This window comes from Agromyces sp. NPDC058484 (assembly GCF_042720415.1).
Taxonomy (GTDB): Bacteria; Actinomycetota; Actinomycetes; order Actinomycetales; family Microbacteriaceae; genus Agromyces.
In genome coordinates, this window is sequence record NZ_JBHXMP010000002.1 from 163,169 (window position 1) to 188,191 (window position 25,023).

Annotated in this window: 24 protein-coding genes; 20 read left to right on the plus strand and 4 right to left on the minus strand. The window is 69.1% G+C overall.

Annotated elements, in window-relative coordinates; all coding sequences use genetic code 11:
- The first annotated feature begins 288 nt into the window (after positions 1-288).
- Genes recA through dapF form a run of 5 tightly spaced genes read left to right on the plus strand, consistent with a single transcriptional unit; the run spans position 289 to position 5,415 of the window.
- On the plus strand, positions 289-1,353 hold the full coding sequence (gene recA / locus ACFWN7_RS03285) for a recombinase RecA (protein ID WP_376937268.1): 1,065 nt from the start codon (positions 289-291) through the stop codon (positions 1,351-1,353).
- A gap of 34 nt (positions 1,354-1,387) precedes the next feature.
- Positions 1,388-1,999, plus strand: a complete 612-nt coding sequence (locus tag ACFWN7_RS03290; RefSeq protein WP_376937269.1) for a regulatory protein RecX — start codon at positions 1,388-1,390, stop codon at positions 1,997-1,999.
- A gap of 12 nt (positions 2,000-2,011) precedes the next feature.
- Positions 2,012-3,607 carry a tRNA (N6-isopentenyl adenosine(37)-C2)-methylthiotransferase MiaB gene (gene miaB, locus ACFWN7_RS03295; RefSeq protein ID WP_376937270.1) on the plus strand — a complete coding sequence of 532 codons (1,596 nt, stop codon included), beginning with the start codon at positions 2,012-2,014 and terminating at the stop codon, positions 3,605-3,607.
- Position 3,608: 1 nt separating this feature from the next.
- Positions 3,609-4,529 carry a tRNA (adenosine(37)-N6)-dimethylallyltransferase MiaA gene (gene miaA, locus ACFWN7_RS03300; RefSeq protein WP_376937271.1) on the plus strand — a complete coding sequence of 307 codons (921 nt, stop codon included), beginning with the start codon at positions 3,609-3,611 and terminating at the stop codon, positions 4,527-4,529.
- A gap of 4 nt (positions 4,530-4,533) precedes the next feature.
- Positions 4,534-5,415 carry a diaminopimelate epimerase gene (gene dapF / locus ACFWN7_RS03305; protein ID WP_376937272.1) on the plus strand — a complete coding sequence of 294 codons (882 nt, stop codon included), beginning with the start codon at positions 4,534-4,536 and terminating at the stop codon, positions 5,413-5,415.
- Here the strand turns inward: dapF and ACFWN7_RS03310 are convergent, their stop codons facing one another.
- The gene (locus ACFWN7_RS03310; protein WP_376937273.1) at positions 5,416-6,030 is read right to left on the minus strand and encodes a class I SAM-dependent methyltransferase; all 615 of its coding nucleotides are present in this window, start codon (positions 6,028-6,030) and stop codon (positions 5,416-5,418) included.
- A gap of 42 nt (positions 6,031-6,072) precedes the next feature.
- Between ACFWN7_RS03310 and hflX the strand changes: the two genes are divergently transcribed.
- The 4 genes from hflX (at position 6,073) to ACFWN7_RS03330 (ending at position 12,046) form a co-directional block, all read left to right on the plus strand.
- Positions 6,073-7,602, plus strand: a complete 1,530-nt coding sequence (hflX, locus tag ACFWN7_RS03315) for a GTPase HflX (RefSeq protein ID WP_376937274.1) — start codon at positions 6,073-6,075, stop codon at positions 7,600-7,602.
- 248 nt (positions 7,603-7,850) lie between these two features.
- Entirely contained in the window at positions 7,851-8,837 is a 987-nt protein-coding gene (locus ACFWN7_RS03320; RefSeq protein WP_376937275.1) for a methylenetetrahydrofolate reductase, read from the plus strand.
- The gene (gene metE / locus ACFWN7_RS03325) at positions 8,834-11,179 is read left to right on the plus strand and encodes a 5-methyltetrahydropteroyltriglutamate--homocysteine S-methyltransferase (protein WP_376937276.1); all 2,346 of its coding nucleotides are present in this window, start codon (positions 8,834-8,836) and stop codon (positions 11,177-11,179) included. Before ACFWN7_RS03320 ends, metE begins: the two co-directional genes overlap by 4 nt.
- Before the next feature lie 108 nt (positions 11,180-11,287).
- On the plus strand, positions 11,288-12,046 hold the full coding sequence (locus tag ACFWN7_RS03330) for an alpha/beta fold hydrolase (protein ID WP_376937277.1): 759 nt from the start codon (positions 11,288-11,290) through the stop codon (positions 12,044-12,046).
- A gap of 16 nt (positions 12,047-12,062) precedes the next feature.
- Here ACFWN7_RS03330 and lexA read toward each other — a convergent pair whose 3' ends face one another.
- The gene (gene lexA, locus ACFWN7_RS03335; RefSeq protein ID WP_376937278.1) at positions 12,063-12,752 is read right to left on the minus strand and encodes a transcriptional repressor LexA; all 690 of its coding nucleotides are present in this window, start codon (positions 12,750-12,752) and stop codon (positions 12,063-12,065) included.
- 254 nt (positions 12,753-13,006) lie between these two features.
- On the opposite strand from lexA, the gene ACFWN7_RS03340 reads away from it, so the two are divergent.
- The 11 genes from ACFWN7_RS03340 to ACFWN7_RS03390 all read left to right on the plus strand — a co-directional run bounded on the left by ACFWN7_RS03340 (position 13,007) and on the right by ACFWN7_RS03390 (position 23,729).
- Positions 13,007-13,426, plus strand: a complete 420-nt coding sequence (locus ACFWN7_RS03340; protein WP_376937279.1) for a LysM peptidoglycan-binding domain-containing protein — start codon at positions 13,007-13,009, stop codon at positions 13,424-13,426.
- 46 nt (positions 13,427-13,472) lie between these two features.
- Positions 13,473-14,561 carry a histidinol-phosphate transaminase gene (locus ACFWN7_RS03345; protein ID WP_376937282.1) on the plus strand — a complete coding sequence of 363 codons (1,089 nt, stop codon included), beginning with the start codon at positions 13,473-13,475 and terminating at the stop codon, positions 14,559-14,561.
- 10 nt (positions 14,562-14,571) lie between these two features.
- Positions 14,572-15,186 (plus strand): imidazoleglycerol-phosphate dehydratase HisB, encoded by a 615-nt coding sequence (gene hisB, locus ACFWN7_RS03350; protein ID WP_376937284.1) that lies wholly within the window; start codon positions 14,572-14,574, stop codon positions 15,184-15,186.
- Entirely contained in the window at positions 15,183-15,821 is a 639-nt protein-coding gene (hisH, locus tag ACFWN7_RS03355; RefSeq protein ID WP_376937286.1) for an imidazole glycerol phosphate synthase subunit HisH, read from the plus strand. The genes hisB and hisH overlap by 4 nt, the downstream gene beginning before the upstream one ends.
- A 117-nt stretch (positions 15,822-15,938) precedes the next feature.
- A complete protein-coding gene (gene priA, locus ACFWN7_RS03360; RefSeq protein ID WP_376937288.1) occupies positions 15,939-16,685 on the plus strand; it encodes a bifunctional 1-(5-phosphoribosyl)-5-((5-phosphoribosylamino)methylideneamino)imidazole-4-carboxamide isomerase/phosphoribosylanthranilate isomerase PriA in 747 nt (248 codons plus the stop codon).
- Positions 16,669-17,520: an SseB family protein gene (locus ACFWN7_RS03365; protein ID WP_376937290.1), complete on the plus strand. Its 852-nt coding sequence runs from the start codon at positions 16,669-16,671 to the stop codon at positions 17,518-17,520. Before priA ends, ACFWN7_RS03365 begins: the two co-directional genes overlap by 17 nt.
- 170 nt (positions 17,521-17,690) lie before the next feature.
- Positions 17,691-18,560, plus strand: coding sequence for a hypothetical protein (locus tag ACFWN7_RS03370; protein ID WP_376937292.1), 870 nt, complete (start codon positions 17,691-17,693; stop codon positions 18,558-18,560).
- Positions 18,561-18,870: 310 nt separating this feature from the next.
- Positions 18,871-19,749, plus strand: coding sequence for a hypothetical protein (locus ACFWN7_RS03375; protein ID WP_376937294.1), 879 nt, complete (start codon positions 18,871-18,873; stop codon positions 19,747-19,749).
- 110 nt (positions 19,750-19,859) lie between these two features.
- The gene (locus tag ACFWN7_RS03380) at positions 19,860-20,159 is read left to right on the plus strand and encodes a hypothetical protein (RefSeq protein WP_376937295.1); all 300 of its coding nucleotides are present in this window, start codon (positions 19,860-19,862) and stop codon (positions 20,157-20,159) included.
- Positions 20,160-20,235: 76 nt separating this feature from the next.
- Entirely contained in the window at positions 20,236-22,167 is a 1,932-nt protein-coding gene (locus tag ACFWN7_RS03385; RefSeq protein WP_376937297.1) for a dynamin family protein, read from the plus strand.
- Positions 22,164-23,729, plus strand: coding sequence for a dynamin family protein (locus tag ACFWN7_RS03390; protein WP_376937299.1), 1,566 nt, complete (start codon positions 22,164-22,166; stop codon positions 23,727-23,729). Before ACFWN7_RS03385 ends, ACFWN7_RS03390 begins: the two co-directional genes overlap by 4 nt.
- Here the strand turns inward: ACFWN7_RS03390 and ACFWN7_RS03395 are convergent.
- Together ACFWN7_RS03395 and ACFWN7_RS03400 are read right to left on the minus strand one after the other, a co-directional pair.
- Entirely contained in the window at positions 23,616-24,197 is a 582-nt protein-coding gene (locus ACFWN7_RS03395) for a hypothetical protein (protein WP_376937301.1), read from the minus strand. The two genes, ACFWN7_RS03390 and ACFWN7_RS03395, sit on opposite strands and share 114 nt — an antisense overlap.
- Before the next feature lie 10 nt (positions 24,198-24,207).
- Positions 24,208-25,005 (minus strand): IniB N-terminal domain-containing protein, encoded by a 798-nt coding sequence (locus ACFWN7_RS03400; protein WP_376937302.1) that lies wholly within the window; start codon positions 25,003-25,005, stop codon positions 24,208-24,210.
- Between the last annotated feature and the right edge of the window lie 18 nt (positions 25,006-25,023).

Below are 25,023 nucleotides of genomic sequence, written 5' to 3' on the forward strand. Positions count from 1 at the left end.
TTCCGGCGCAGTCGAGGCGCCCGTCGTTCGCGCCGAAGACGTCTCCGCCGCGCGGGCGTGTCTTCGAACATGCGTTCGGATGCTCGGCTAGGCTCGTCCTCAACAGCAGGAGGAACGGCGCACCTGTCCCCATTCCCGCTCTCAGAGCGACGGATGTCGGTGGGCGGCCATACGGTCGAAGCGTCGGAACACACCGCAACCGCCTTGTCGGAGACGCCGCGGGTCACGGCCCGCAACGTGGAACGACAGCCTAGAGGCAGCAGCATCGAGCACAAGGGAGCCCAGCACATGCCATCACCTGCAGACCGCGAGAAAGCACTCGAGACCGCACTCGCCCAGATCGATCGCCAGTTCGGCAAGGGGTCGGTCATGCGCCTCGGCAGTGAGGAGCGCGCTCCCGTCGAGGTCATCCCCACCGGGTCCATCGCACTCGATGTCGCACTCGGCGTCGGCGGCCTCCCGCGCGGCCGCATCATCGAGATCTACGGTCCCGAGTCCTCCGGAAAGACCACGCTCACCCTGCACGCCATCGCCAACGCGCAACGGGCGGGGGGCATCGCCGCATTCGTCGACGCCGAGCACGCCCTCGACCCCGACTACGCGAAGAAGCTCGGCGTCGACATCGACTCGCTGCTCGTCTCGCAACCCGACACGGGCGAACAGGCGCTCGAGATCGCCGACATGCTGGTGCGTTCCGGTTCGATCGACCTCATCGTCATCGACTCGGTCGCCGCCCTCGTGCCGCGTGCCGAGATCGAGGGCGAGATGGGCGACTCGCACGTGGGTCTCCAGGCGCGCCTCATGTCGCAGGCGCTGCGCAAGCTCACGGGCGGCCTGAACCAGACGAACACCACGATGATCTTCATCAACCAGTTGCGTGAGAAGATCGGTGTCTTCTTCGGCAGCCCCGAGACCACCGCAGGCGGCAAGGCGCTGAAGTTCTACGCCTCGGTGCGACTCGACATCCGCCGTATCGAGACGCTGAAAGACGGCACCGACGCGGTCGGCAACCGCACGCGCGTCAAGGTCGTGAAGAACAAGATGGCCCCGCCGTTCAAGCAGGCCGAGTTCGACATCCTCTACGGCGTCGGCATCTCGCGCGAGGGCAGCCTCATCGACTACGGCGTCGACCAGGGCATCGTGAAGAAGTCGGGCGCCTGGTACACCTACGACGGCGACCAGCTGGGGCAGGGCAAAGAGAACGCTCGAAACTTCCTGCTCCAGAACCCCGACATCGCCGCCGACATCGAGCAGAAGATCCTCGTCAAGCTCGGCATCGGCAAGGCGGGTGCCGCTCCGGTGCCGTCGAACGTCGAGTCGATCGAAGGCAAGCTGGGCCGCAAGGGCGCCTGACCGCGTGCTGGGTGAGACCGGGGAGGGGAGCGATATGGGCAACGCATCGGAGCACCTCGCCCCGGTCTCCTACCTTCCGTGGGTGAAACCGGGCGCCGAAGGCAACGTACCCGGCAGATCACGTCGTCGTGGCCGGCTCGCCGTCATCGGCGATGGGAGCGCCGACGAGACGGGATCCGAGCGCGACGAACGCATCGACCGGCTCGTCGTCTCCCGCCTTCGGCGTTCCGCGCTCTCGATCGCGGAGGTGCGTTCGGTGCTCACTGAGCACGGCCTCGACGAGACCGAGGTCGACGAGTGGATCGAGCGGTACGAACGGCTCGGCTACCTCGACGACGCGCGTCTCGCCGAACAGCTCGTGCACGTGAACGGCTCCCGGCGCGGCCGCGGAAGCGGCGCCATCCTGCAGGAGCTCGTGCGACGCGGAGTCGACGACTCCGCTGCCCGCGCAGCGATCGAGGAGCTCGATCCCGCGGTCGAGCGCAGCAACGCGCTGGATGTCGCCGAACGCCGGGCGCGGCAGCTCGTCGGGCTCGACCGGCTGACTGCCGAGCGTCGGCTCTCGGCGTTCCTGCAGCGGCGCGGCTATCCCGGCGACGTGGTGCGTGAGGCGGTGGCGGCGGCGTTGCCCATCGAGGGCTCGTAAACTGGTGCGATCATGAGCACCCTCCACGAGGTCTCGTCTGCAGAGGCCAATGCCACGGCTCCCGCGCCGCGGACCTACGAGGTCCGCACCTTCGGGTGCCAGATGAACGTGCACGACTCCGAGCGTCTGAGCGGCTCGCTCGAGGCTGCCGGCTATGTGCCGGCCGACGGCGCCGAGCCCGACATCGTCGTCATCAACACCTGCGCGGTGCGTGAGAACGCCGACAACAAGCTCTACGGCAACCTCGGCCACCTCGCCGGGGTGAAACGCCGCCACGCCGGCATGCAGATCGCCGTCGGCGGGTGCCTCGCCCAGAAGGACAAGAACGTCATCCTCGAGAAAGCGCCCTGGGTCGACGTCGTGTTCGGCACCCACAACATGGGGTCGCTGCCGAGTCTGCTCGAACGCGCACGCCACAACGACGAGGCGCAGCTCGAGATCCTCGACGCACTCGAGGTCTTCCCCTCGACGCTCCCGACCAAGCGCGACTCGACCCACAGCGGGTGGGTGTCCATCTCGGTGGGCTGCAACAACACCTGCACGTTCTGCATCGTGCCCGCGCTTCGCGGCAAGGAGAAGGACCGTCGGCCCGGCGACATCCTCGCTGAGATCAAGGCGCTCGTCGACGACGGTGCCGTCGAGGTCACGCTTCTCGGCCAGAACGTCAACTCCTACGGAGTCGAGTTCGGCGATCGGCAGGCGTTCGGCAAGCTGCTCCGGGCTGCAGGCGAGATCGACGGGCTCGAGCGCATCCGCTTCACCAGTCCGCATCCCGCCGCGTTCACCGACGACGTCATCGACGCGATGGCCGAGACCCCCGCCGTCATGCCGCAGCTGCACATGCCGCTGCAATCGGGCTCCGATCGCATCCTCAAGGCGATGCGCCGCTCCTACCGCTCCGAGAGGTTCCTCGGCATCCTCGACCGCGTCCGCGCGAAGATCCCGAACGCGGCGATCTCCACCGACATCATCGTCGGCTTCCCCGGCGAGACCGAGGAGGACTTCCGCGAGACCCTGCGCGTCGTCGAGGCGGCGCGATTCTCCTCGGCGTTCACGTTCCAGTACTCGATCCGTCCCGGCACACCCGCCGCGACGATGGACGAGCAGGTGCCGAAGGAGGTCGTGCAGGACCGCTACGACCGCCTCATCGACCTGCAGGAGCGCATCTCGTGGGAGGAGAACCGGAAACTCGTCGGCCGCGCCGTCGAAGTGCTCGTCTCCACGGGTGAGGGCAAGAAGGACGCCGAGACGCACCGCCTGAGCGGGCGCGCAGAAGACAGCCGGCTCGTGCACTTCGAGGTGCCGGCGGGTTCCGAGGTGCCGCGGCCCGGCGATCTCGTGTCCGTGACGATCACCCGGGCGGCGCCCTTCCACCTGCTCGCCGATTCGCTCGGCGACGCGCCGCTGGTCATCCGCCGAACCCGTGCGGGCGACGCGTGGGATCGCGCCCAGGCCGAGAGCTGCGCCGTGCCGGGCGACCCCGGGGTATCCGTCGCCGGTCGAGTCTCGCTCGGACTGCCCACCCTCCGCGCGCGCGGCACCGAGCCGCGCGTCGCACACGGTGTCGGCACGATGCCGATCTACGACCCGAGCGACGCCCAGCGCTGACGTGACGCTCATCGCGATCGTCGGGGCGACCGGCACGGGCAAGTCCGCGTTCGCGCTCGACCTCGCCGAGGCGATCGCGCGCGCCGGGAGGGTCGCCGAGATCGTGAACGCCGATGCCATGCAGCTCTATCGAGGCATGGACATCGGCACGGCCAAGCTCGCGCCGACGGCGCGGCGCGGCGTGCCTCACCACCTCCTCGACGTGCTCGACGTCACCGAAGAGGCATCCGCCGCCGCTTACCAGCGCGACGCTCGGGCGGCGATCGACGGAATCCTCGCGCGTGGGGGTGTCGCGCTCCTCGTGGGCGGCTCGGGGCTCTACGTCTCCTCGGTGATCCACGACTTCCGGTTTCCGGGCACGGATGCCGCGATCCGTTCACGCCTCGAGGCGGAGCTCGCCGACCTCGGACCCGGGCTCCTGCACGCCCGACTCCGCTCCATCGACGCCGACACGGCAGCGAGCGTCGACGCGAGGAACGGTCGCCGGATCGTCCGCGCCCTCGAGGTCATCGAGCTGACCGGCGAGCCGAAGGCCGCCCGACTCCCCGACGAGCCGGTGCCGTGGCGTGAACACCGGGTCGTGCACCTGCGGAGCGAGCGGGCCCGGCTCGTCGAGCGCCTCGACGCGCGCGCGGCGGGCATGTGGGAGGCCGGCCTCGTCGACGAGGTGCGGTCCCTGGTGCCGCTGGGGTTGGAGCGCGGGGTCACCGCGCGCAAGGCCATCGGCTACGCGCAGGCGCTCGCGGAGGTGCAGGGCCGGATGCCGCGGCACGACGCCGTCGCCGAGACGCAGCAGCTCACGCGCACGTACGCGCGGCGTCAGGTCGGATGGTTCGGGAGGTACCGCACCGCCACCACGATCGACGCCGACGATGCAGCCGCCCGCGGCGCGGAGCTCGCCCGCCAGGCGGCCCTAGACTGAACGAATGTCCTTCGATCTGCGATTCACCAAGGGGCAGGGCACCGGCAACGACTTCGTGCTCTTCAGCGACCCCGAGGGCGACAGCGAGCTCACGCCCACGCAGATCGCTGCGGTGTGCGATCGACGGTTCGGGGTCGGGGCAGACGGCGTCATCCGCGCCGTGCGCTCCGCGAACCTCGACGACGGGGCTTCCGCACTCGCCGAGAACCCGAAGGCGACGTGGTTCATGGACTATTGGAACGCCGACGGCACCGTCTCCGAGATGTGCGGCAACGGCATCCGTGTCTTCACGAAGTACCTCCTCGACCAGGGTCTCGCCGATCTGCACCCGGGGGAGTCGATGGCGATCGGAACGCGTGCCGGCGTGCGCACCGTGAGCCGAAGCGCCGGCGGGTTCCAAGCCGATCTCGGCCCGTGGCGGCTCGCCGGCGGCGAGCCGCTCGTTCGCGCCAGGAGCCTGCCCGTCGCCCGGCCCGGACTCGGCATCGACGTGGGCAACCCGCACATCGTCGTCGCCCTCGCCGACGACGAGGAGCTCGACGGCCTCGACCTCGCGTTCCAGCCGATCGTCGACCCCGTGCCCGAGGCGGGCGCGAACATCGAGTTCGTCGTGCCCGCCGAGCCGCTCGTCGAAGACGGCGTCGGCCGCATCCGCATGCGCGTGCACGAGCGCGGATCGGGCGAGACGCTCTCGTGCGGCACCGGCGCGGTCGCCTCAGCGCTCGCGGTGCGGCACTGGGCAGGCGCGGGTGCACCGAACGACTGGCGGGTTCAGGTCCCGGGCGGCGTGCTCGGCGTTCGCGTCGTCGACGACGGCCGCGGCGAACGCGTGGTGCTCTCGGGCCCGGCGGAGCTCGTCTTCGACGGCGTGCTGAGCCTCGCCTAATCAGCCTCGTTCCGGCGCTCGGCGCGCGGAGAGCACGCGGAATCCCTTCGAGTTCGCGACGCGGTCGACGTCGAGGGTGAGCTCATCGGCGAGCCAGCGCTGCAGCGACTCGGCGCCGAGGTGCTTTGCCACGACGAGGCACGCGGAGGCATCAGCGTCGAGGCGGGGGAGCCAGTGCGCGAGCATGGCGTGCAGTTCCCGCTTGCCGACGCGGATCGGCGGGTTCGACCAGATGGCGGCGAATCGCACGCCGTCGGGAACATCGCCGGGCACGACGGCGTTGACATTGCCGATGCCGAGGCGTGCGGCGTTGCGTCGCGTGAGGTCGAGGGCGCGTTCGTTCACGTCGACGGCCCACACCGTGGCATCCGGTGACTGCAGCGCGAGGCTGAGCGCGATCGGCCCCCAGCCGGTCCCCAGATCGAGCAGGTGGCCCGACGGTGGCGGCGGCGGCACCGAATCCAGCAGGACACGAGTGCCCTGGTCGAGATGCTCGGGGCTGAAGACGCCGCTCGCGGTGACGAGTTCGAGCTCGCGGCCGGCGAGTCGGACACGGATGGTGCGGGTGCTGGAGTCGCTCCGAGGCGAGGAGGAGAAGTAGTGGTCGGAGCCCATGCAGGAAAGCTATCGCACGCGAAGAGAAGTAGGGTTGAGACGATGAACGAAGCCGACCAGAGCACTGCAGACGACGCTGTCGAGCGGGTGCTGCGCAGCGCCGAGTCCAAGGCTGGCGTGGCCCGATTCGGCGCCGGTGACGCCACCGCGATCCAACGGCACGAGACGGATGCCGCCGTCCCGTCCTCCACCGACGGTGAGCAGTACGACCGTGAGGAGCGCGCGGCGCTCCGCCGGGTGAGCGGCCTGTCGACGGAGCTCGAAGATGTCACCGAGGTCGAGTACCGGCAGCTGCGCCTCGAGAACGTCGTGCTGATCGGCGTGTACTCGCAGGGCTCGCAGGTCGACGCCGAGAACTCGCTGCGCGAGCTGGCCGCCCTCTCCGAGACTGCGGGCGCCCGGGTGCTCGACGGCCTGCTGCAGCGCCGGCCGAATCCCGATCCGAGCACCTACCTCGGCAGCGGCAAGGCCGAAGAACTCCGGCACGTCGTCGCAGCCCTCGGCTCCGACACCGTGATCGCCGACACCGAGCTCGCGCCCAGCCAGCGCCGCGCCCTCGAAGACGTGGTGAAGGTGAAGGTCATCGACCGCACGGCGGTCATCCTCGACATCTTCAGTCAGCACGCGAAGAGCCGCGAGGGCAAGGCGCAGGTCGAGCTCGCGCAGCTCGAGTACCTCCTCCCGCGGCTCCGCGGCTGGGGCGAGTCGATGTCCCGCCAGGCCGGTGGCCAGGTCGGCGGCGCCGGGGCGGGCATGGGTTCGCGTGGCCCGGGTGAGACGAAGATCGAACTCGATCGCCGCCGCATCCACTCGCGCATGGCGAAGCTGCGCCGGCAGATCGCGGGCATGAAGCCGGCTCGCGAAGCCAAGCGCGCGAACCGTCGACGCAACGCGGTGCCGTCGGTCGCGATCGCCGGCTACACGAACGCCGGCAAGTCGAGCCTGTTGAACCGCATCACGGGTGCGGGCGTGCTCGTCGAGAACGCCCTCTTCGCGACCCTCGACGCGACGGTGCGGCGCAACACGACCGCCGACGGCCGCGTCTACACGATCGCCGACACCGTCGGGTTCGTGCGCAACCTCCCGCACCAACTCGTGGAGGCGTTCCGCTCCACGCTCGAGGAGGTCGGCGAGTCCGATCTGATCGTGCACGTCGTCGACGCCGCGCATCCCGACCCTGCCGGGCAGATCGCCACCGTGCGCGACGTCGTCGGCGAGGTCGGCGCGCGCGACATCCCCGAGCTCGTCGTCTTCAACAAGGCCGACCTCATCTCGCCCGAGGATCGGCTCGTGCTGCGCGGTCTCGAGCCTGGCGCGATCTTCGCGTCCGCCCGAACGGGCGAGGGTGTGCCCGAGCTGCTCGATGCGATCGCCCGCATGCTCCCCGACCCCGCCGTCGAAGTCGACCTGCTGGTGCCGTACGACCGCGGCGACGTGGTCTCGTTGCTCCACGAGACCGGTCGCGTGCTCTCGGTCGGGTACGTCGAAGACGGCACGCGCATCCGCGCGCTCGCCTCGCCCGAGCAGGCCGCGCAGCTCGCCGAGTTCGCCGCGGCATCAGCGCACGCCTGACCTCCTGGCAACCGCTCGATGGAGTGTGCCCGAACGTCCCGATCGCCTGTCACAGCGCGTCACAGAGCGACGATCGGCCCGGTGAAGGCGTATCGTCGCTGGTGATCGTCGGTGCACGGCCGGATGCCGGGCACCTGGAGCGACAGCCGAGCCCGGCACCCGCCCGCGACATCCACCCGCCGATCGGGCCGGGGGAGCGCGGCTCGCGTGCCCCGCCGAACCGGCACGGTACGCCACGCAGGAGCACCATGGCCCAGACCGGAGCCCAGGCCGCAGGGGGCGCCGACTGTCCGTCCGTGTCGTTCGAGCTGTTCCCGCCTCGAACGGATGCCGCGGCGCTCGCCCTCGGGCGTACGATCGACCGCCTCGCCGAGGCCGACCCGGCGTTCATCTCGGTGACGTTCGGCGCGGGCGGCTCGTCACGCGACCGATCGCTCACGGTGCTCCGCTACATGCTCGATCACACGAACGTCGAGCCCATGGCGCACCTCACCTGCGTCGGCTCGTCGCACGCCGAGGCGAACCGGCTCGTGCGCGAGTTCCTCGACGCGGGCATCACGAGCTTCCTCGCGCTTCGCGGCGACCCGCCCGCCGGATCCGACCCCGACGCCGGCATCGGTGATCTCGGCAGCGCCGCCGAGCTCGTGCAGCTCATCCACCGGGTGCAGGAGGAGCGCGAGCCGTTCGGCCAGGTGGGCATCCCGGGTCTGCCCGGCGTCACGCAGATCGGCGAGCGACCACGGCCCGAACGCGTCGCGGTGGCTGCGTTCCCGACGGGGCATCCGCGCTCGCGTGGCATCGCGCAGGACGTCGACACCCTCCTTGCGAAGGAGATCGCCGGCGCGAACCTCGCGATCACCCAGCTGTTCTGGCGCGCAGACGACTACCTCGGGTTCGTCGAGCGGGCCCGCGCCGACGGCGTGACGATCCCGATCCTGCCCGGCATCATGCCCGTGACGACCCCGGCCCGTCTCGCGCGGCTCACCGAGCTCACCGGCGTCGAGCCGCCGGCCGAGCTCTCGATCGACCTCGAGATCGAGCCCGACGCCGACGCACAGGCCGAGCTCGGCATCGCGCATGCCACACGGCTCGCCGCCGCCGTGCTCGCCGGCGGAGCCCCGGGGCTGCACCTGTACACCTTCAACCGCCACGAAGCCGTGCTCGACGTCGTCGACCGGCTCGGAATCGGCTCCCAAGACCGACTCGTCAATGAGAGGAACACCACAGAACGATGACCGCACACGCCTTTCCCAACGGCACGATCCTCGGCTACCCGCGCATCGGGCGCCGCCGTGAGCTGAAGCGCGCCGTCGAGGCCTTCTGGGCCGGCACGATCGATGCCGCCGAGCTCGAGGCGCGCACGGCCGAGCTGCGCTCCGCGACCCGTGAACGGCTCGCCGCCCTCGGGCTCGGGCGCGACGACTCGTCGATTCCCGAGTCGTTCTCGTATTACGACCAGGTGCTCGACGCCGCGATCGCCGTGGGCGCCGTGCCTGAGCGGTTCCGCCGGCTGCAGGACGACTCGGGTCGTGTCGACCTCGCGGGGTACTTCACGATCGCCCGCGGCGAGGCCGAGGACGCGCCGCTCGAGATGACGAAGTGGTTCGACTCGAACTACCACTACCTCGTGCCCGAGATCGGTCCCGACACGGCGTTCGCGCTGCACGCCGAGCGCATCCTCGCCGAGTTCGCCGAGGCGAAGGCGGCCGGGTTCCTGACCCGGCCGGTCATCGTCGGCCCCGTCACGTTCCTGCTGCTGGCCAAGGCCGCCGACGGCGCCCCGGTGGGCTTCCGCCCGCTCGACCGCCTCGACGACCTCGTGCCCGTGTACGCGGCGCTCCTCGCCGAGCTCGAGGCGGCCGGCGCCGCCTGGGTGCAGCTCGACGAGCCCGCGCTCGTCAGCGAGAGCATCGACGAGCCGCGCGAGCGCGTCATCGAGTCGATCGGCCTCGCCTACGACGCCCTCGGCGCGTCCGAGCGCCGTCCCCGGATCTTCGTCGCGGCCCCCTACGCGGCTCTCGACGACGCGCTTCCCGCCCTCGCGGCGTCCCCCGTCGAGGCGATCGGCCTCGATCTCGTTCGGGGCGCCGCTCCCGAGCGCCTCGATCCGGCGACGAGCGAGTCGCTCGCGTCGAAGACCCTCGTAGCGGGTGTCGTCGACGGCCACAACATCTGGCGCGGCGACCTCGCCCGCGCCTTCGAGCGTGCCGACGCGCTCCGCTCGCTGTCGTCGGATGTCGCCGTGTCGACCTCGACCTCGCTGCTGCATGTGCCGCACGACGTCGACGACGAGACCGCGCTCGACGCCCGCCTCGCGAGCTGGCTCGCGTTCGCCGACCAGAAGGTCGCCCAGGTCGCGACCCTCGCCCGCGGCCTCGCCGACGGGCGCGCCGCGATCCAGGGCGAGCTCGATGCGGCATCCGATGCCCTCACCGACCGCGCCGGCGCCCCCGGCGTGCGAGTGCCCGAGGTGCGCGGACGCCTCGCCGCGCTCGCCGACCGCGACTTCACCCGCGCGGCCTACGACGAGCGCGTCGCGGCGCAGGAGGCGCTCGAGCTTCCCGAGCTGCCGACGACGACGATCGGCTCGTTCCCGCAGACGGCCGACATCCGCCGCGCCCGCGCCCGGGTGGTGAAGGGCGAGCTGACGGATGCCGAGTACCGCGCGCTCATGCGCGAGGAGATCGAGCGCGTCATCCGCCTGCAGGAGGAGCTGGGTCTCGACGTGCTCGTGCACGGCGAGCCCGAGCGCAACGACATGGTGCAGTACTTCGCCGAGCTCCTCGACGGCTTCGCGGTGACCCAGCACGGATGGGTGCAGTCGTACGGCTCGCGGTGCACGCGCCCCTCGATCCTGTGGGGCGACGTCTCGCGGCCGGCGGCGATGACCGTCGAGTGGTCGACCCACGCCCAGTCGCTGACCGAGAAGCCCGTGAAGGGAATGCTCACCGGCCCGGTGACGATCCTCGCGTGGTCATTCGTGCGCGACGACCAGCCGCTCGGCGACACCGCCCGCCAGGTGGCCCTCGCGCTGCGCGACGAGATCACCGATCTCGAGTCGGCGGGCATCCGGATCATCCAGGTCGACGAGCCCGCGCTTCGCGAGCTCCTGCCGTTGAAGCTCGCCGCCCAGCCCGCGTACCTCGACTGGTCGGTCGGGTCGTTCCGCCTCGCCACCGGCGGCGCGGCATCGGCGACGCAGGTGCACACCCACCTCTGCTACTCGGAGTTCGGCGTGGTCATCGACGCCATCCGCAACCTCGACGCCGACGTCACGTCGATCGAGGCGGCGCGCAGCCGCATGGAGGTCGTCGACGACATCGCGGGGAGCGGCTTCGACCACGGCATCGGCCCGGGCGTGTACGACATCCACTCGCCACGCGTGCCGAGTGCCGCAGAGGTGCAGGCGCTCCTCGAGCGCGCGGTCGCCGAGATCCCTGCGTCGAGGTTGTGGGTCAACCCCGACTGCGGCCTGAAGACCCGCGGGTACGACGAGACGGTCTCCTCCCTCGAGCACATCATCGAGGCGACGCGGGCCGTGCGTGCCGAGCTCTCGGAGCCGGTGCTCGCCGAGTAGGAACAGACAGGGGATGGGTGGATGTCGCGTGGCCCGCGGCATCCGCCCGCTGCCGTCTGCGGCATCCGCTCGCGGCGATTCCTCAGACACGTGACCTACCGTCGGTGCATGCAGCTCGCGGTACACGAATCCGGCGGTGGCGCGAAGACCGCGATCCTCATCCACGGCATCATGTCCGATTCGCGCGCGTGGCATCGAGTCACGGCGGAGCTCGAGGGCCGCGGATTCCGGGTGCTCGCGGTGGACCTGACGGGCCATGGGCGCAGCCCGCGGGCGCGTCGCTACTCTCCGGCCGTCTGGGCCGACGACGTGGTCGAGACGCTCGAACCGCTGCTCCACGGCCCGCCCGACGTCGTGATGGGGCATTCGCTGGGCGGGCTCGTGGCGAGCCTCGTGGCCGACCGCATGGCACCCCGGGCTGCGATCTACGTCGACCCGGCGTTCTCCTTCCCCGCGGGGATCCGGGGCTGGGCGTTCAAGGCCTTCTTCGCGATCGCACCGCGGCCGCGGCGTTCGGCGCTCGTGCGGATGAACCCGAAGTGGAGCGCGACCGACGTCGACATCGAGCTCGCGACACTGCGCGACTGGGACAAGCGCACCATCCTCGGCTTCGCCGACACCCGGCCACTCGTGCCGCCGGTACGGCTCGTCGCGCCCACGCTGGTCGTGCTCGCCGAGAAGAGCCTCCTCATCACCGAGCGGGTCGCGGCGCAGCTCCGCCATCAGGGCATGACGGTCGAGACGGTCGCCGGCACCGGCCATACGGTGTTCCGCGACGACCACGCGGGCTTCATGAACACGGTGATCGACTGGTTGCGTCAGCACGCGCGGGTGGGCGCCGAGCCGGCGAGCGCACGCGCAGCATGAGCGTGCGCGTGCGAGCTCAGACGGCCCGCATCACGGCGACGACCTTGCCGAGCACCTCGGCCTGATCGCCGACGATCGGCTCGAATGCGCTGTTCCGCGGGAGCAGCCAGGTGTGCCCGTCGCGCTGGCGGAACACCTTGACCGTCGCCTCGCCATCGAGCATGGCGGCGACGATCTCGCCATTCTCGGCCGTTCGCTGGGAGCGCACCACCACCCAGTCGCCGTCGCAGATCGCCGCGTCGATCATCGAGTCGCCCACGACCTTCAGGATGAACAGCTCGCCCTTGCCGACGAGCTGGCGGGGCAGCGGGAAGACCTCGTCGATCTGCTGCTCGGCGGTGATGGGGATGCCCGCGGCGATGCGCCCGACGAGCGGAACCATCGCCGCGTCGCCGACGGGGATGGCCTCGCCGGCCGATGGCGCTCGCTCGGCGGAGTCGGGCAGTTCGATGAGCACCTCGAGCGCGCGGGGGCGGTTCGGATCACGCCGCAGATAACCGGCGAGTTCGAGCTGGTTCAGCTGATGGGTGACGCTCGAAAGAGATGAGAGCCCCACGCCATCGCCGATCTCCCGCATGCTCGGCGGGTAGCCCCGACTCGAGACCGAGCGCTGGATGACCTCGAGGATGGCGACTTGTTTCGCGCTGAGGCTCTTGCGGCGGCGTACCCTGCCGCCTTCGCGCACGTCGTCGATGTCGGTGCTCACGGTCTCCGCCCCTCGTTGCGGCCGTCGCGGCCGGATGTCGGTGGTGTCTGATCGACTGTCTTCTGACATTCGAAACTGTATCCGCCCGATGTCGGTGCGGCAAACATTCATTCGAGTGTGTCGCGGGAATCTCGGCAGGAAATGCCGAACGGACCCTTGCAGCTTCGAAGAATCGAAGATACATTCGGAACAGAGCTTCGCATCCGGCCCTCCCGGCCGAGGGTCGGATGCGGCTCCCACAGGAGGTGTGAGAGATGAGTGCAGTGATCGCGTCAGACGGATTCGGCACGTCGAAGCATCCGCGCGGAGCCGCATCGACGCCTGCGCCCACGCCTGCGGCGACGCCGCTACCGACGTCTGCGCCGACGCGGCTCCGTCTCACGCGCCGCGGTCGCGCCGTTGTCACGAGCCTGTGCGCCGTGCCGCTCGTGGCCTGGGCGCTCGTCGCGGTGCTCGGGTCGGGCGGCGCCGCCGCCGATTCCGGCGCGAACCTCGGGGCTCGCACATTCGAGTACGTCACCGTGTACCAGGGCGACTCGCTCTGGGCCATCGCCGAGTCGATCGCGCCCAGTGGCGACCCTCGCGTGGTGATCGACGAGATCCTTCGACTCAACGGCCTCGACGACGTCGTCGTCCAACCGGGGCAGCGCCTGGCACTTCCGGTCGTTCCGTGAGACGCGCGCGCCAGAGCGGCACCCGGTGCGTGGCTAGCATGGACGGGTGACGAGCCTTGACGACCTGCCCATTCGTGATGACCTGCGGGGTCGTGCGCCCTACGGCGCCCCTCAGAAGTCCGTACCGGTCGCCCTGAACGTCAACGAGAACACGCACCCGATCCCCGAAGCCGTGGCGCACGACATCGTCGCCCGCGTCGCCGCGGCCATTCTCAGCCTCAACCGCTACCCCGACCGGGAGTTCACCGCCCTTCGCAATGCGCTCGCCGGCTACCTGGGCCATGGGCTCGAGGCGGAGCAGCTCTGGGCCGCGAATGGCTCGAACGAGGTGTTGCAGCACATCCTCCAGGCCTTCGGCGGCCCCGGCAGGAAGGTGATCGGGTTCGCGCCGACCTACTCGATGTACGGCCTCCTCGCGTCGGGCACCGGCACCGAGTGGGTCACGGCCGAACGCGACGCCGACTTCGAGCTCAGCACCGAGACGGCCGTCGCCGCAGTGCGCGAGCATGACCCCGACATCGTGCTGCTCTGCGCGCCGAACAATCCCACGGGCACTCCGCTGCCGCTGGACGTGATCACCTCGGTCACCGATGCCGCCCGCGGCATCGTCGTCGTCGACGAGGCGTACTTCGAGTTCGCCGACCCCGGCACGCCGAGCGCCCTCACGTTGCTGGAAGGTCGCCCTCGCCTGCTCGTCTCGCGCACGATGAGCAAGGCCTTCGCGTTCGCCGGCGCGCGAGTCGGCTACCTCGCCGGCGATCCGGCCGCCATCGACGCGCTCCGGCTCGTCCGGCTGCCCTACCACCTGTCGGCCCTCACGCAGTCGGCTGCGCTCGGCGCCCTCGCGCACTCCGGCGAGATGCTCGCGATGGTCGACGAGATCCGCGCCCAACGCGACCGGATCTCCGCTGAGCTCGCTCGCCTCGGCTTCCGTCCGTACCGGAGCGGCTCGAACTTCGTGCTCTTCGGAGGCGTCGACGACCCGAGCGCGGTCTTCGAGGCGCTCCTCGACCGCGGCATCCTGATCCGTGAGATCGGCCTGCCCGGATGCCTCAGGGTGACGGCCGGCACCGAGGCCGAGACCACCGCATTCCTCGAGGCGATCGCCGTGTTCGCTCCCGCGGCCGCCGAATAGGATTGACGTCATGACCTCACCCGGCGCACCGCGCACCGCCCGCGTGCAGCGCGAGACGAGCGAATCGAGCATCGATCTGTCGCTGAACCTCGACGGCTCGGGCGTGAGCGACATCGAGACATCCGTGCCGTTCTACGACCACCTGCTCACGGCGTTCGCCAAGCATTCGCTCACCGACCTGAGCGTGCGCGCCCGCGGCGACATCGAGATCGACGTGCACCACACCGTTGAAGACGTGGGTATCGTGCTCGGCCAGGCGATCCGCGAGGCGCTCGGCGACAAGCGCGGCATCTCCCGCTACGGCGACGCGCTCGTGCCCCTCGACGAGGCGCTCGCGCAGGCCGTCGTCGACATCTCGGGCCGCCCGTACCTCGTGCACTCCGGAGAGCCCGCGGGGTTCGAGTTCCACCTCATCGGCGGCCACTTCACCGGTTCGATGGTGCAGCACGTCTTCGAGGCGATCTCGTTGAACGCCGGACTCACGGTGCACGTCACCGTGCTCGGCGGGCGCGACCCGCATCACATCGCCGAGGCGGAGTTCAAGGCCTTCGCCCGCGCGTTCCGGCAGGCGAAGTCGCTCGACGCGCTTGTGTCGGGCATCCCGTCCACCAAGGGCGCCCTGTGACGAACCCCAGGCGCGTCGTGCTGCTCGACTACGGATCGGGAAACGTGCACTCCGCGGCGAAGGCGCTCGAACGCGCGGGCGCCGAGGTGGAGGTCACCGCCGATCGCGACGCAGCACTGGAGGCCGACGGACTCGTGGTGCCCGGCGTGGGCGCGTTCAAGGCCGTGATGGATCAGCTTCGGGGGGTACGCGGCGACGAGGTCATCGATCGCCGCCTCGCGGGCGGACGCCCGGTGCTCGGCATCTGCGTGGGCATGCAGGTGCTCTTCGATCGCGGTGTCGAACGCGGCGTCGACACCGAGGGCCTCGGCGAGTGGCCGGGCGTGGTCACCGAACTGCCGGCACCGGTGCTGCCGCACATGGGCTGGAACACGGTCGAACCCGACCCCGGCTCGGTGCTCTTCGACGGCATCGAAGACGAGCGATTCTACTTCGTGCACTCGTTCGCGGCACAGGAGTGGCTGCTCGACGTGCTGCCGCCGTTCCCCACTCCGAGGCTCACCTGGGCCGAGCACGGGGGCAGGTTCCTCGCCGCGGTCGAGAACGGCCCGCTGTCGGCGACCCAGTTCCACCCCGAGAAGTCGTCGGACGCCGGCATCCGGCTCCTCGCGAACTGGCTGGGATCGCTCGAGTGAACGAGGACCGCCCGGCAGAACGAGTGGCGTCGACCCCGAGCCGTCGGGGCTCGAGCGGACTAGGATGTTGTGACTGTGCCGACGTGGCGTATCGCAGCCACCGATTCAAGGACAGTGATGAGTGAGTTCAACAAGACCCCCCGTCTCGTGCTGCTTCCCGCAGTCGACGTCGCGGGCGGCAAGGCCGTTCGCCTGACCAAGGGCGAGGCCGGAACCGAGACGAACTACGGCGACCCCGTCGACGCCGCGGCCGATTGGGCCGACCAGGGCGCGGAATGGATCCACCTCGTCGACCTCGACGCGGCCTTCGGGCGCGGTTCGAATGCCGGCGTGCTGAAGAAGGTCATCCGCCAGGTGCGCGGCGTGAACGTCGAACTATCGGGCGGCATCCGCGACGACGCGTCGCTCGAGCACGCGCTCGAGATCGGTGCCAAGCGCATCAACCTCGGCACTGCGGCGCTGGAGAACCCCGAATGGGCGGCATCCGTCATCGCGCAATACGGCGAAGCGATCGCCGTCGGCCTCGACGTGCGTGGCACGACCCTCGCGGCGCGCGGCTGGACGCAGGACGGCGGCGATCTCTGGCAGGTCATGGACCGCCTCGAGGAGGCCGGCGCGGCGCGGTACGTCGTCACCGACGTCACGAAGGACGGAACGCTGCAGGGGCCGAACCTCGACCTCCTCCGGCAGGTCATGGACCGCACGCATCGCCCGGTGGTCGCCTCGGGCGGCGTCTCGAGCCTCGACGACATCGCGGCGCTCCGGGAACTCGTGCCGCTCGGCCTTGAAGGCACGATCGTCGGCAAGGCCCTCTACGCCGGCGCCTTCACGCTGGCCGAGGCGCTGGATGTCGCCGGGTACTGAGCAGGGCCGCGAAGCTTCGTCGGCGGATGCCGCATCCGCGCGTCGGGCTGCACCGGACGCTGCCGCCGACTCGGCGGGGGTCCCGTGGGCCGGTCGCTCGTTCGAGCCGAACCCGCACGCCGCCGATGACGGACGTGCGCCCGAAGCACTCATGGCGGCACTTGCGCGGTTCCGTTCCGGCGACGGTGGGCAGGGCGACGTCGTCGCCGCGTTCGCGCGGTCGCGCCTCCTGATCCCGCTCCTGGCCGATCTCGGCGACCCTTCGGCAGGCTCAGGGACCATCGCCGGCGCGCACGGCCTGGCCGTCGACAAGAGCCAGGAGTTGTCGATCGTCACGGTCGAGGGTCCCGACGGGCGTCGGGTACTGCCGGTCTTCGCATCGGTCGATGCGATGGCCCGGTGGAACCCGGTAGCCCGTCCGGTGCCGGCCGACGGCGTGCGGGTCGCGCTCGCGGCGGCCGACGACGGTACCGACCTCGTCGTGCTCGATCCGGGTTCGGACACTGAGTTCGTCGTGCGGCGGCCGGCGGTGTGGGCGATCGCACAGTCGCGGGCGTGGCATCCGCCGTTCGACTCTCCCGAGGTACGCGAAGCGTTCAGTCGCTCGATCGGCACTGAACTCGCAGTGCACGACGTCGAACTGGCGGCGGGTGATCCCGATGCCCGGCTCGCCGGTCCCGAGCTCGTCGTGAAGCTCTCCCTGGTGCGCGGCCTGACACGCCGCGAACTCGATGCGGTGCTCCAGCGGCTCGCCGCGAGATGGGCCGCGGATGACGCGATCGCAACGCTGGTCGACTCGCTCACGGTGCGGCTGGTCGCCACGGATCCGCACTGAGTTCGCCGCTGCACCCCTATCGCTCCCCCGATCTGGTGCGAGAGGCCCCTACGGACCCCGCGCCGACGTCGGGTTAGCCCCCGATGCCGGTGGTTGCATCCGGCTCGTACGGTGGGCCATGTAACCGACAGCAGGGCGCGAGAGCGTCCGGGATAGCGAAGGAACACCTCATGGCTTTCGATGACAACAACGTGTGGAATCGCGTTCGCGACTCCTTCAACACCAACGTGGCGATTCCGATCAGCGACAACAACGTCGACTCGCTGAACGACAACAACGTCCACTCGCTGAACGACAACAACGTCGACTCGCTGAACGGCAACAACGTCGACTCGTACAACGACAACTCCGACAACTCGGACAACTCGACGAACGACTCGAACAACGACAACTCCGACAACTCCGACAACTCCGACAACTCGACGAACGACTCGTACAACGACAACTCCGACAACTCCGACAACTCGGACAACTCGACGAACGACTCGTACAACGACAACTCCGACCACTCGGTGCACATCAGCGACTCGTTCAACGAGACCGACAACTCGGTCAACGCCGGCATCCGGCAGTACAACGTCGGCTTCGACGACCTCAACATCGTTGCTGGTGGCGGCGGCGCGGCTGCGGCCGGGTACGGCGGCCACGGCGGCCACGGCGGCAGCGACACCGAGGTGAACATCGACAACCGCTCGACGGTGGTCGACCAGTCCGTCAACCAGAACATCTCGACCAGCGGCGGCTACGGTGGCGGCAACGTGAACCAGGCGATCGGGAACGAGGCCAATGTCGCCTCGGGTGACGGCTCGGTCGCTGCAGGCCACGACGCCTGGGTCGACAACTCCAGCACCGACATCGAGGTGGGCGACGTCTCCATCGGCAACACGTGGGACTCGTACAACGAGGAGACCAACTGGGACGTCGAGGTGAACGACTCGTTCAACGACGACTACTCGACCGACATCGACGTCGACGTCGACAACGCCAACATCCTCAGCCCCGACGCCGTCGCCGTACAGGTCGACGACGTCACCCTGTAGGTTCATTCGAACATCGTGCCCGGCCGCCCCCTCGGGGGCTGCCGGGCACGCTACTGTCCGGGGCGGTTGTGGGCGGCGACGACAGCGGGGACGATCGATTTCCCGCTCATCTGCGAGCTGTGGCGCCCAGGGGAGGAGCGGCGCCACCACATCCCCTATCGTTCCCCGACCGGAGATCGGAGATCCCCACACCGTCCCCATGAACGCTCGGGATAGCCCCCGATGCCGACGAGGACGTCGGGCTCGTACGGTGGGATACACAACCAACAGCAGGGCGTGAATGCGTCCCGAAGAGTGAAGGAACACGCTCATGGCTTTCGATGGCAACAACGTGTGGAATCGCGTTCGCGACTCCTTCAACACCAACGTGGCGGTACCGATCACCGACAACAACGTCGGCTCGCTGAACGACAACAACGTCGGCTCGCTGAACGACAACAACGTCGGCTCGCTGAACGACAACAACGTCGGCTCGAACAACGACAACTCCGACAACTCGGACAACTCGACGAACGACTCGTACAACGACAACTCGGACAACTCCGACAACTCGGACAACTCGACGAACGACTCGTACAACGACAACTCGGACAACTCCGACAACTCGGACAACTCGACGAACGACTCGCACAACGACAACTCCGACCACTCGGTGCACATCAGCGACTCGTTCAACGAGACCGACAACTCGGTCAACGCCGGCATCCGGCAGTACAACGTCGGCTTCGACGACCTCAACATCGTCGGCGGCGGGGGCGGTCACGGCTATGGGGGCGGCGACACCGACGTGAGCATCGACAACCGCTCGACGGTGGTCGACCAGTCCGTCAACCAGAACATCTCGGCCAGCGGCGGCGGCGGTGGCTACCCTGAAGCCAGCAGCAGCGTTGGCTCCGGCGGCGGCAACGTCAACCAGGCGATCGGGAACGAGGCGAACGTCGCCTCGGGCGACGGCTCGGTCGCCGCGGGACACGACGCCTGGGTCGACAACTCCAGCACCGACATCGAGGTGGGCGACGTCTCCATCGGCAACACGTGGGACTCGTACAACACCGAGACCAACTGGGACGTCGAGGTGAACGACTCGTTCAACGACGACTACTCGACCGACATCGACATCGACGTCGACAACGCCAACATCCTCAGCCCCGACGCCGTCGCCGTACAGGTCGACGACATCACGCTGTAGGATCCTGCAGTCCCGCCCGGCCGCCCGTGAGGGGCGGCCGGGCACACCACCATCCAGATCCGGACAGCCGTGGCTGACGATGCATTCCCCCAACCTTGAAAGCGTCAGAAATGTCCAGTGACGAAGCCCCGAGCTGGCGAGATCCCGTGCCGATGCACGACTTGCCGGAGCAGCCGACCGAGCAGCCGGACGGCACCGACGAGGTGCTCGACGCCGGGTGGACCGACGGTCTCGCAGACGCGCTCTCCGACCCGACCGCGGGAGACCCGACCGCAGCGAATCTCTTCACCGCGGAGATCGAGAACGTCGACGCATCCGATTGGGATGTCGACACCGAACTCATCTGGGGTGAGGATGGCGGTGACGCGATCGTCGACGGCGGGAGCCTGGGACTCGACTTCCCTCTCTGAGATCGGCGCGTACACGGGGCGGGGGTGCACTCCGCCCCATCCTCTGCCACCATGGAACGAAAGTCGGGGGGTATCCGTGCCGGAAGCAGCAAACACCGAGAAGCCTGCAGTCGTCGTCGAGCGCGAGCGCGCCTCGACACCGGACAATACGCCGCACGCACCGGAGCCCCGGAGCGAGGCATCGGCCATGTTGGAGGTCGTCCGCGATGTCGAGCGGCTCGCCGCCTCATCCGGGCGAGCCGACTTGGCGAGGCGGCTGGAGCAGACGCAGGCGCGACTGCGCGACCCCGACATCCGGGTCATCGTGATCGGTGAGTTCAAGCAGGGCAAGAGCAAACTCATCAATGCGTTGGTGAACGCCCCGGTATGCCCCGTCGACGACGATGTCGCCACAAGCGTGCCGACATCGGTGGGGTACGCTGAGCAGCCCTCGGCGTGGGTGGTCGTGCAGCCCGAGGATGCCGCGACCATCGCGACCACCGCGAGTTCTCTCGAGCGCCGGCAGATCGACCTCGAAGAGATCGCCGACTTCGTGTCGGAGCGAGGCAACCCCGACAACGAACGTCGCATCATGTCAGCCGAGGTGCTGCTGCCGAGGGAGATCCTCAAGGGCGGGCTGAAGCTGGTCGACTCGCCTGGCGTCGGCGGCCTCGACTCGTCCAATGCGCTGGCGACGCTGTCGGCGCTTTCGACGGCGCATGCCGTGCTGCTGGTGTCGGATGCATCGCAGGAGTACACCGAACCCGAGGTGCGGTTCCTCAAGCACGCCATGCGCATCTCGCCGAACGTCGCCGCCGTGCTCGCCAAGACAGACCTCTATCCATCGTGGCGCGAGATCGAGCAGATCAACCGAGGACATCTCCAGGACGCCGGCGACGTGCCGATCTTCTCCGTCTCGAGCGACCTGCGCCTGCTTGCCGCCGAACTGCAGGATCGAGTGATCAACGACGAGTCGGGCTTTCCCGCGCTCGTCGCGCACCTGCGCCGCGAGGTGCTGGGCCGCGCCGAGGTGATTCACGAGCGAAGCGCCGTGCACGACCTCGTGTCGGTGGTCGAGCAACTCACGATCTCACTGCGCTCGGAGCTGAACGCGATCTTGCACCCTGAGGATACGCCACGCATGATCGCCGAGCTGGAGGTGGCCAAGGCGCGCGCCGATGAATTCCGGGGGCGCTCCGCGCGCTGGCAGGTGACCCTCACCGACGGCATCGCCGATCTCATCGCCGATATGGAGCACGACCTGCGAGACCGCCTGCGCAAGGTGCAGCGCGAGGCCGAGGTCGCCATTGATGAGGGCGACCCCGGACCCATCTGGGACCAGATCACCGAATGGATCGACCAGCGTGTGACCACCGCGGTATCGGAGACGTTCGTGTGGACCGATGAGCGCTCGCGATGGCTGTCGGAAGAGGTGGCCGAGCTCTTCAGCAAGGGGGAATCCGAGATTCCGGCGATCGATGTCAGAGACATCCAGGGCGTACTCGACCCTGTGGAGGACCTCTCCACGCTCGACTCGGGTCGTCTCGGCGCGGCGGAGAAGATCTACATCGGCGTCCGCGGGTCCTACGGCGGCGTGCTGATGGTGGGCCTTGCCACGGGACTGATCGGAATGACGCTGATCAATCCGCTGTCGCTGCTCGCCGGCGTGCTGGTCGGCAGACGAGCATACCGCGAAGACATGAGCCAACGGTTGACACGCCGGCAGCATGAGGCGAAGGGCAATGTGCGCCGCTACATCGACGAGGTCAACTTCCAGGTCGGCAAGCAGCTCAAAGACCGGCTGCGCCTGGTGCAGCGTGCCGCGCGCGACCACTTCGGCACCATGGCCGAAGAGATGCACCGCTCGTTGTCGGAGGCGCTCGCCACTGCGAAGCAGACAGCCACCACCTACACGTCCAAGCGAGACCACCGGGTGACCCAACTGAAGGCGCAGATCCACCAGCTCGAGACGCTTCGCGCCGAGATCCCCGAGCCGCCGCCGATGCGGATCCAGGCGGTGCAGCAGTGACGGCTGCGGTGCGGGAGGACGCAGCGGGTCTGCTGCGTACCGCCCGTGCCGTCTATGATGACGATCCTGCGGCGCAGGTGACGATCGACGAACTCGAGCGGCGCCTGAGCGAACCACTGCGGCTGGCCGTTGCAGGAATGGTGAAGGCGGGAAAATCGACCCTGCTGAACGCCCTGCTCGGCGAGCAGATCGCTCCGACCGACGCCGGGGAGTGCACCCGGGTCGTCACGTGGTACCGATACTCGGCGACCCCGACCGTCACGCTCCACCCCAAGGAGGGCGAGCCGCGGCGGATGCCGGTGCGACGCGATCGGGGACGACTCGTGCTCGATCTCGACGGCACATCTGCCGACGATGTGGCATGGATCGACGTCGGCTGGCCGCTGATCAGGCTGAAGTCGATGATCCTCATCGACACGCCGGGCATCGCCTCGCTGTCGGAGAGCACCTCGGAACGGACGACGAAGTTCCTCATGCCCGAGGACGCACCGTCGTCTGCGGATGCCGTCGTCTATCTCATGCGGCACCTGCACGCGTCGGACGTCAAGTTCCTCGAGGCCTTTCGCGATACTGCCGCCGGGGCCGCGCAGACCATCTGCGCGGTCGGGGTGCTCTCGCGCTCGGACGAGATCGGGTCCGGCCGCATCGATTCGCTCCTTTCGGCGCAGAAGGTGGCGAGGCGGTACGAGCTCGACGGCGACCTGGCCTCGCTGGTGCTGAGCGTCATCCCGGTTGCCGGGCTCGTCGCAGAGGGCGCCCGCACGCTTCGCGAGACCGAGTACGCGGCCTTCCGGGCGCTTGCTGGTCTCGAACGAGTCGACCGTGAGCGTCTGCTCATGTCGGCCGACCGGTTCACGAGGGATTCGGATGCCACGACGTTGAGCGCCGCCGAACGCCGGAACCTGCTCGGCCGGTTCGGGCTCTTCGGCGTCCGGCTGGCGACTGCCCTCATCCGGGGCGGGATCGTGAGTTCGTCCGAACTGTCGGAGCAGATGGTGCAGCAGAGCGGGCTGATCGAGCTGCAGCAGTTCGTGCGCAACCAGTTCCACACGCGCGCGTCGACGCTCAAGGTGCGCGGCGTGCTGCTGGGGCTCGAGCGACTCATGCGGCAGAGTCCGCGCGAGGGCACGGAACAGATCCGTGGCGGCATCGAGCGCATCGCCGCCGGCGCACATGCGCTGCGCGAGCTCTCGCTGTTGGCGACTGCACGCTCGGAAGGGCTGCCCCTGTCGGCGCAGGACGCCGCCGCCGCGCAGACGATCATCGGGGCGAATGGTACGCCGACCCACATACGTCTCGGACTTCCCGAGAGCGCCGACACCCGTACGCGCAGCGAACGCGTTGATGCACTCCTGGACTACTGGCGTCGGCTCAGCGAGTCTCCGCTGACCGACCGCGCCGCGGTCGGTGCCTGCAGGGTGGTGATCCGCAGCCTCGACGAGATGGCGTCAGACCTGGGGCCCGCGGCGAATGTCGTGCTGTCGGGCGGTCCACGCCATGGCGCCGGGCAGCACGCTCCACAGCAGAGCGAGGAGCACGAGGCCGCATTCAGCGGCCAATAGGAGCCGCAACTGCCGGCCCTGCTCGCCGATCGCGACGAGTTCGAGCGACAACAGCAGCACCGCGAGCTGCACCACGAGCGTCCCCAACTGCCACCAGCGTATGTTCGGACGGCGGCTCATGAACGACACCAGGAGCGTGATCTGCGTCAGCAGGACGGCCACGAGCAGCCCGAACACCACCCAGAAGACGATGTCGGCCGCGGTCTCGTAGGTCTCATCGCTGCGCCCCTCGCTGACGCCGCGCACGACGTCAGCGATCAGGGGCAACTGGTCTTGTCGGATGAGGAAGAAGTACACCGCGGTGAACCCGCCGACGGCGAAGCTGAGAATCCAGCAGAACTGGCTCATCCGCACCGAGAACGGCGGGGTCAGCTTCACGAGCACCGGGGCGGCGTTCGGGTTCGCCACCGGCGGACGTTCCGGCCGCTCTTTCTTACGGCCCGCGGCCGGATCCGTCTGCTCGGTCACGTGGGTCAGTTTACTGCTCCTCGGCCATCTCTTCGGGGTACGGTTCCGGCTCGGGAGCGGTGAGGGTTTCGCCGGTGTCGTACGAGTCCGCCGCGGTGAGGTCGGTCATCAGCGGCTCGGGCTCGGGTGCCGGTGCAGCCTGCTCCACGGTGCCGGTCGCGGCATCCGCTGCAGCGCTGGCCGCTTCGGTCCCGGCGGTGACCGCGTCGGTGGCGGGGTCGGTTCCGGTGCCCGCGGCCGGGTCGACCGGCGCCTCGGGCGGCGTGCCGGCGGCAACGTCGGGCGGCGTGCCCGTCGTGGTCGTGTTGTGCGAGCCGGTGGTGTTGCCTACCGAGACATCGCCGCCGACCGTGACCTCGTTGTCGGAATTGTCGACGTCGGCGTCGTTGCCCGCGGCGACGGAGCCGTCGCCCACGGCGACGTTCGCCTCCTGGTCGAAGATCTGCGTCACGTCGCCCTGAGCCCAGATGTTCTGGTTGGTCGACTGGTCGATGATCGTGGAACGATTGTCGATCGTCGTGAACTGATTGACGATGCGGCTGATCTCCTTGATCACCTCGTCGGGCGGCGAGGAGGGACCAGACGCAGGGGGGTCAGCGGGCCCGTCAGGTTTCGGGGTCACCGCGGGGTGGTCGATGATCACCGGGGCGACCGCCTTCACGTCAGCTGCGCAGGCCCCCTGCAAGCCATTGCTCGCCATCATCGCCTGCGGTTCGGCATTGAACTCCTCGACCGCCGCCGGGTCGCGAAGAAGGCTCAGGATGAATGCGATCAACGCGTCAGCGATTGTGGCCACCGGTGTGTTCATGGAAAGCTCCTCAGCGGT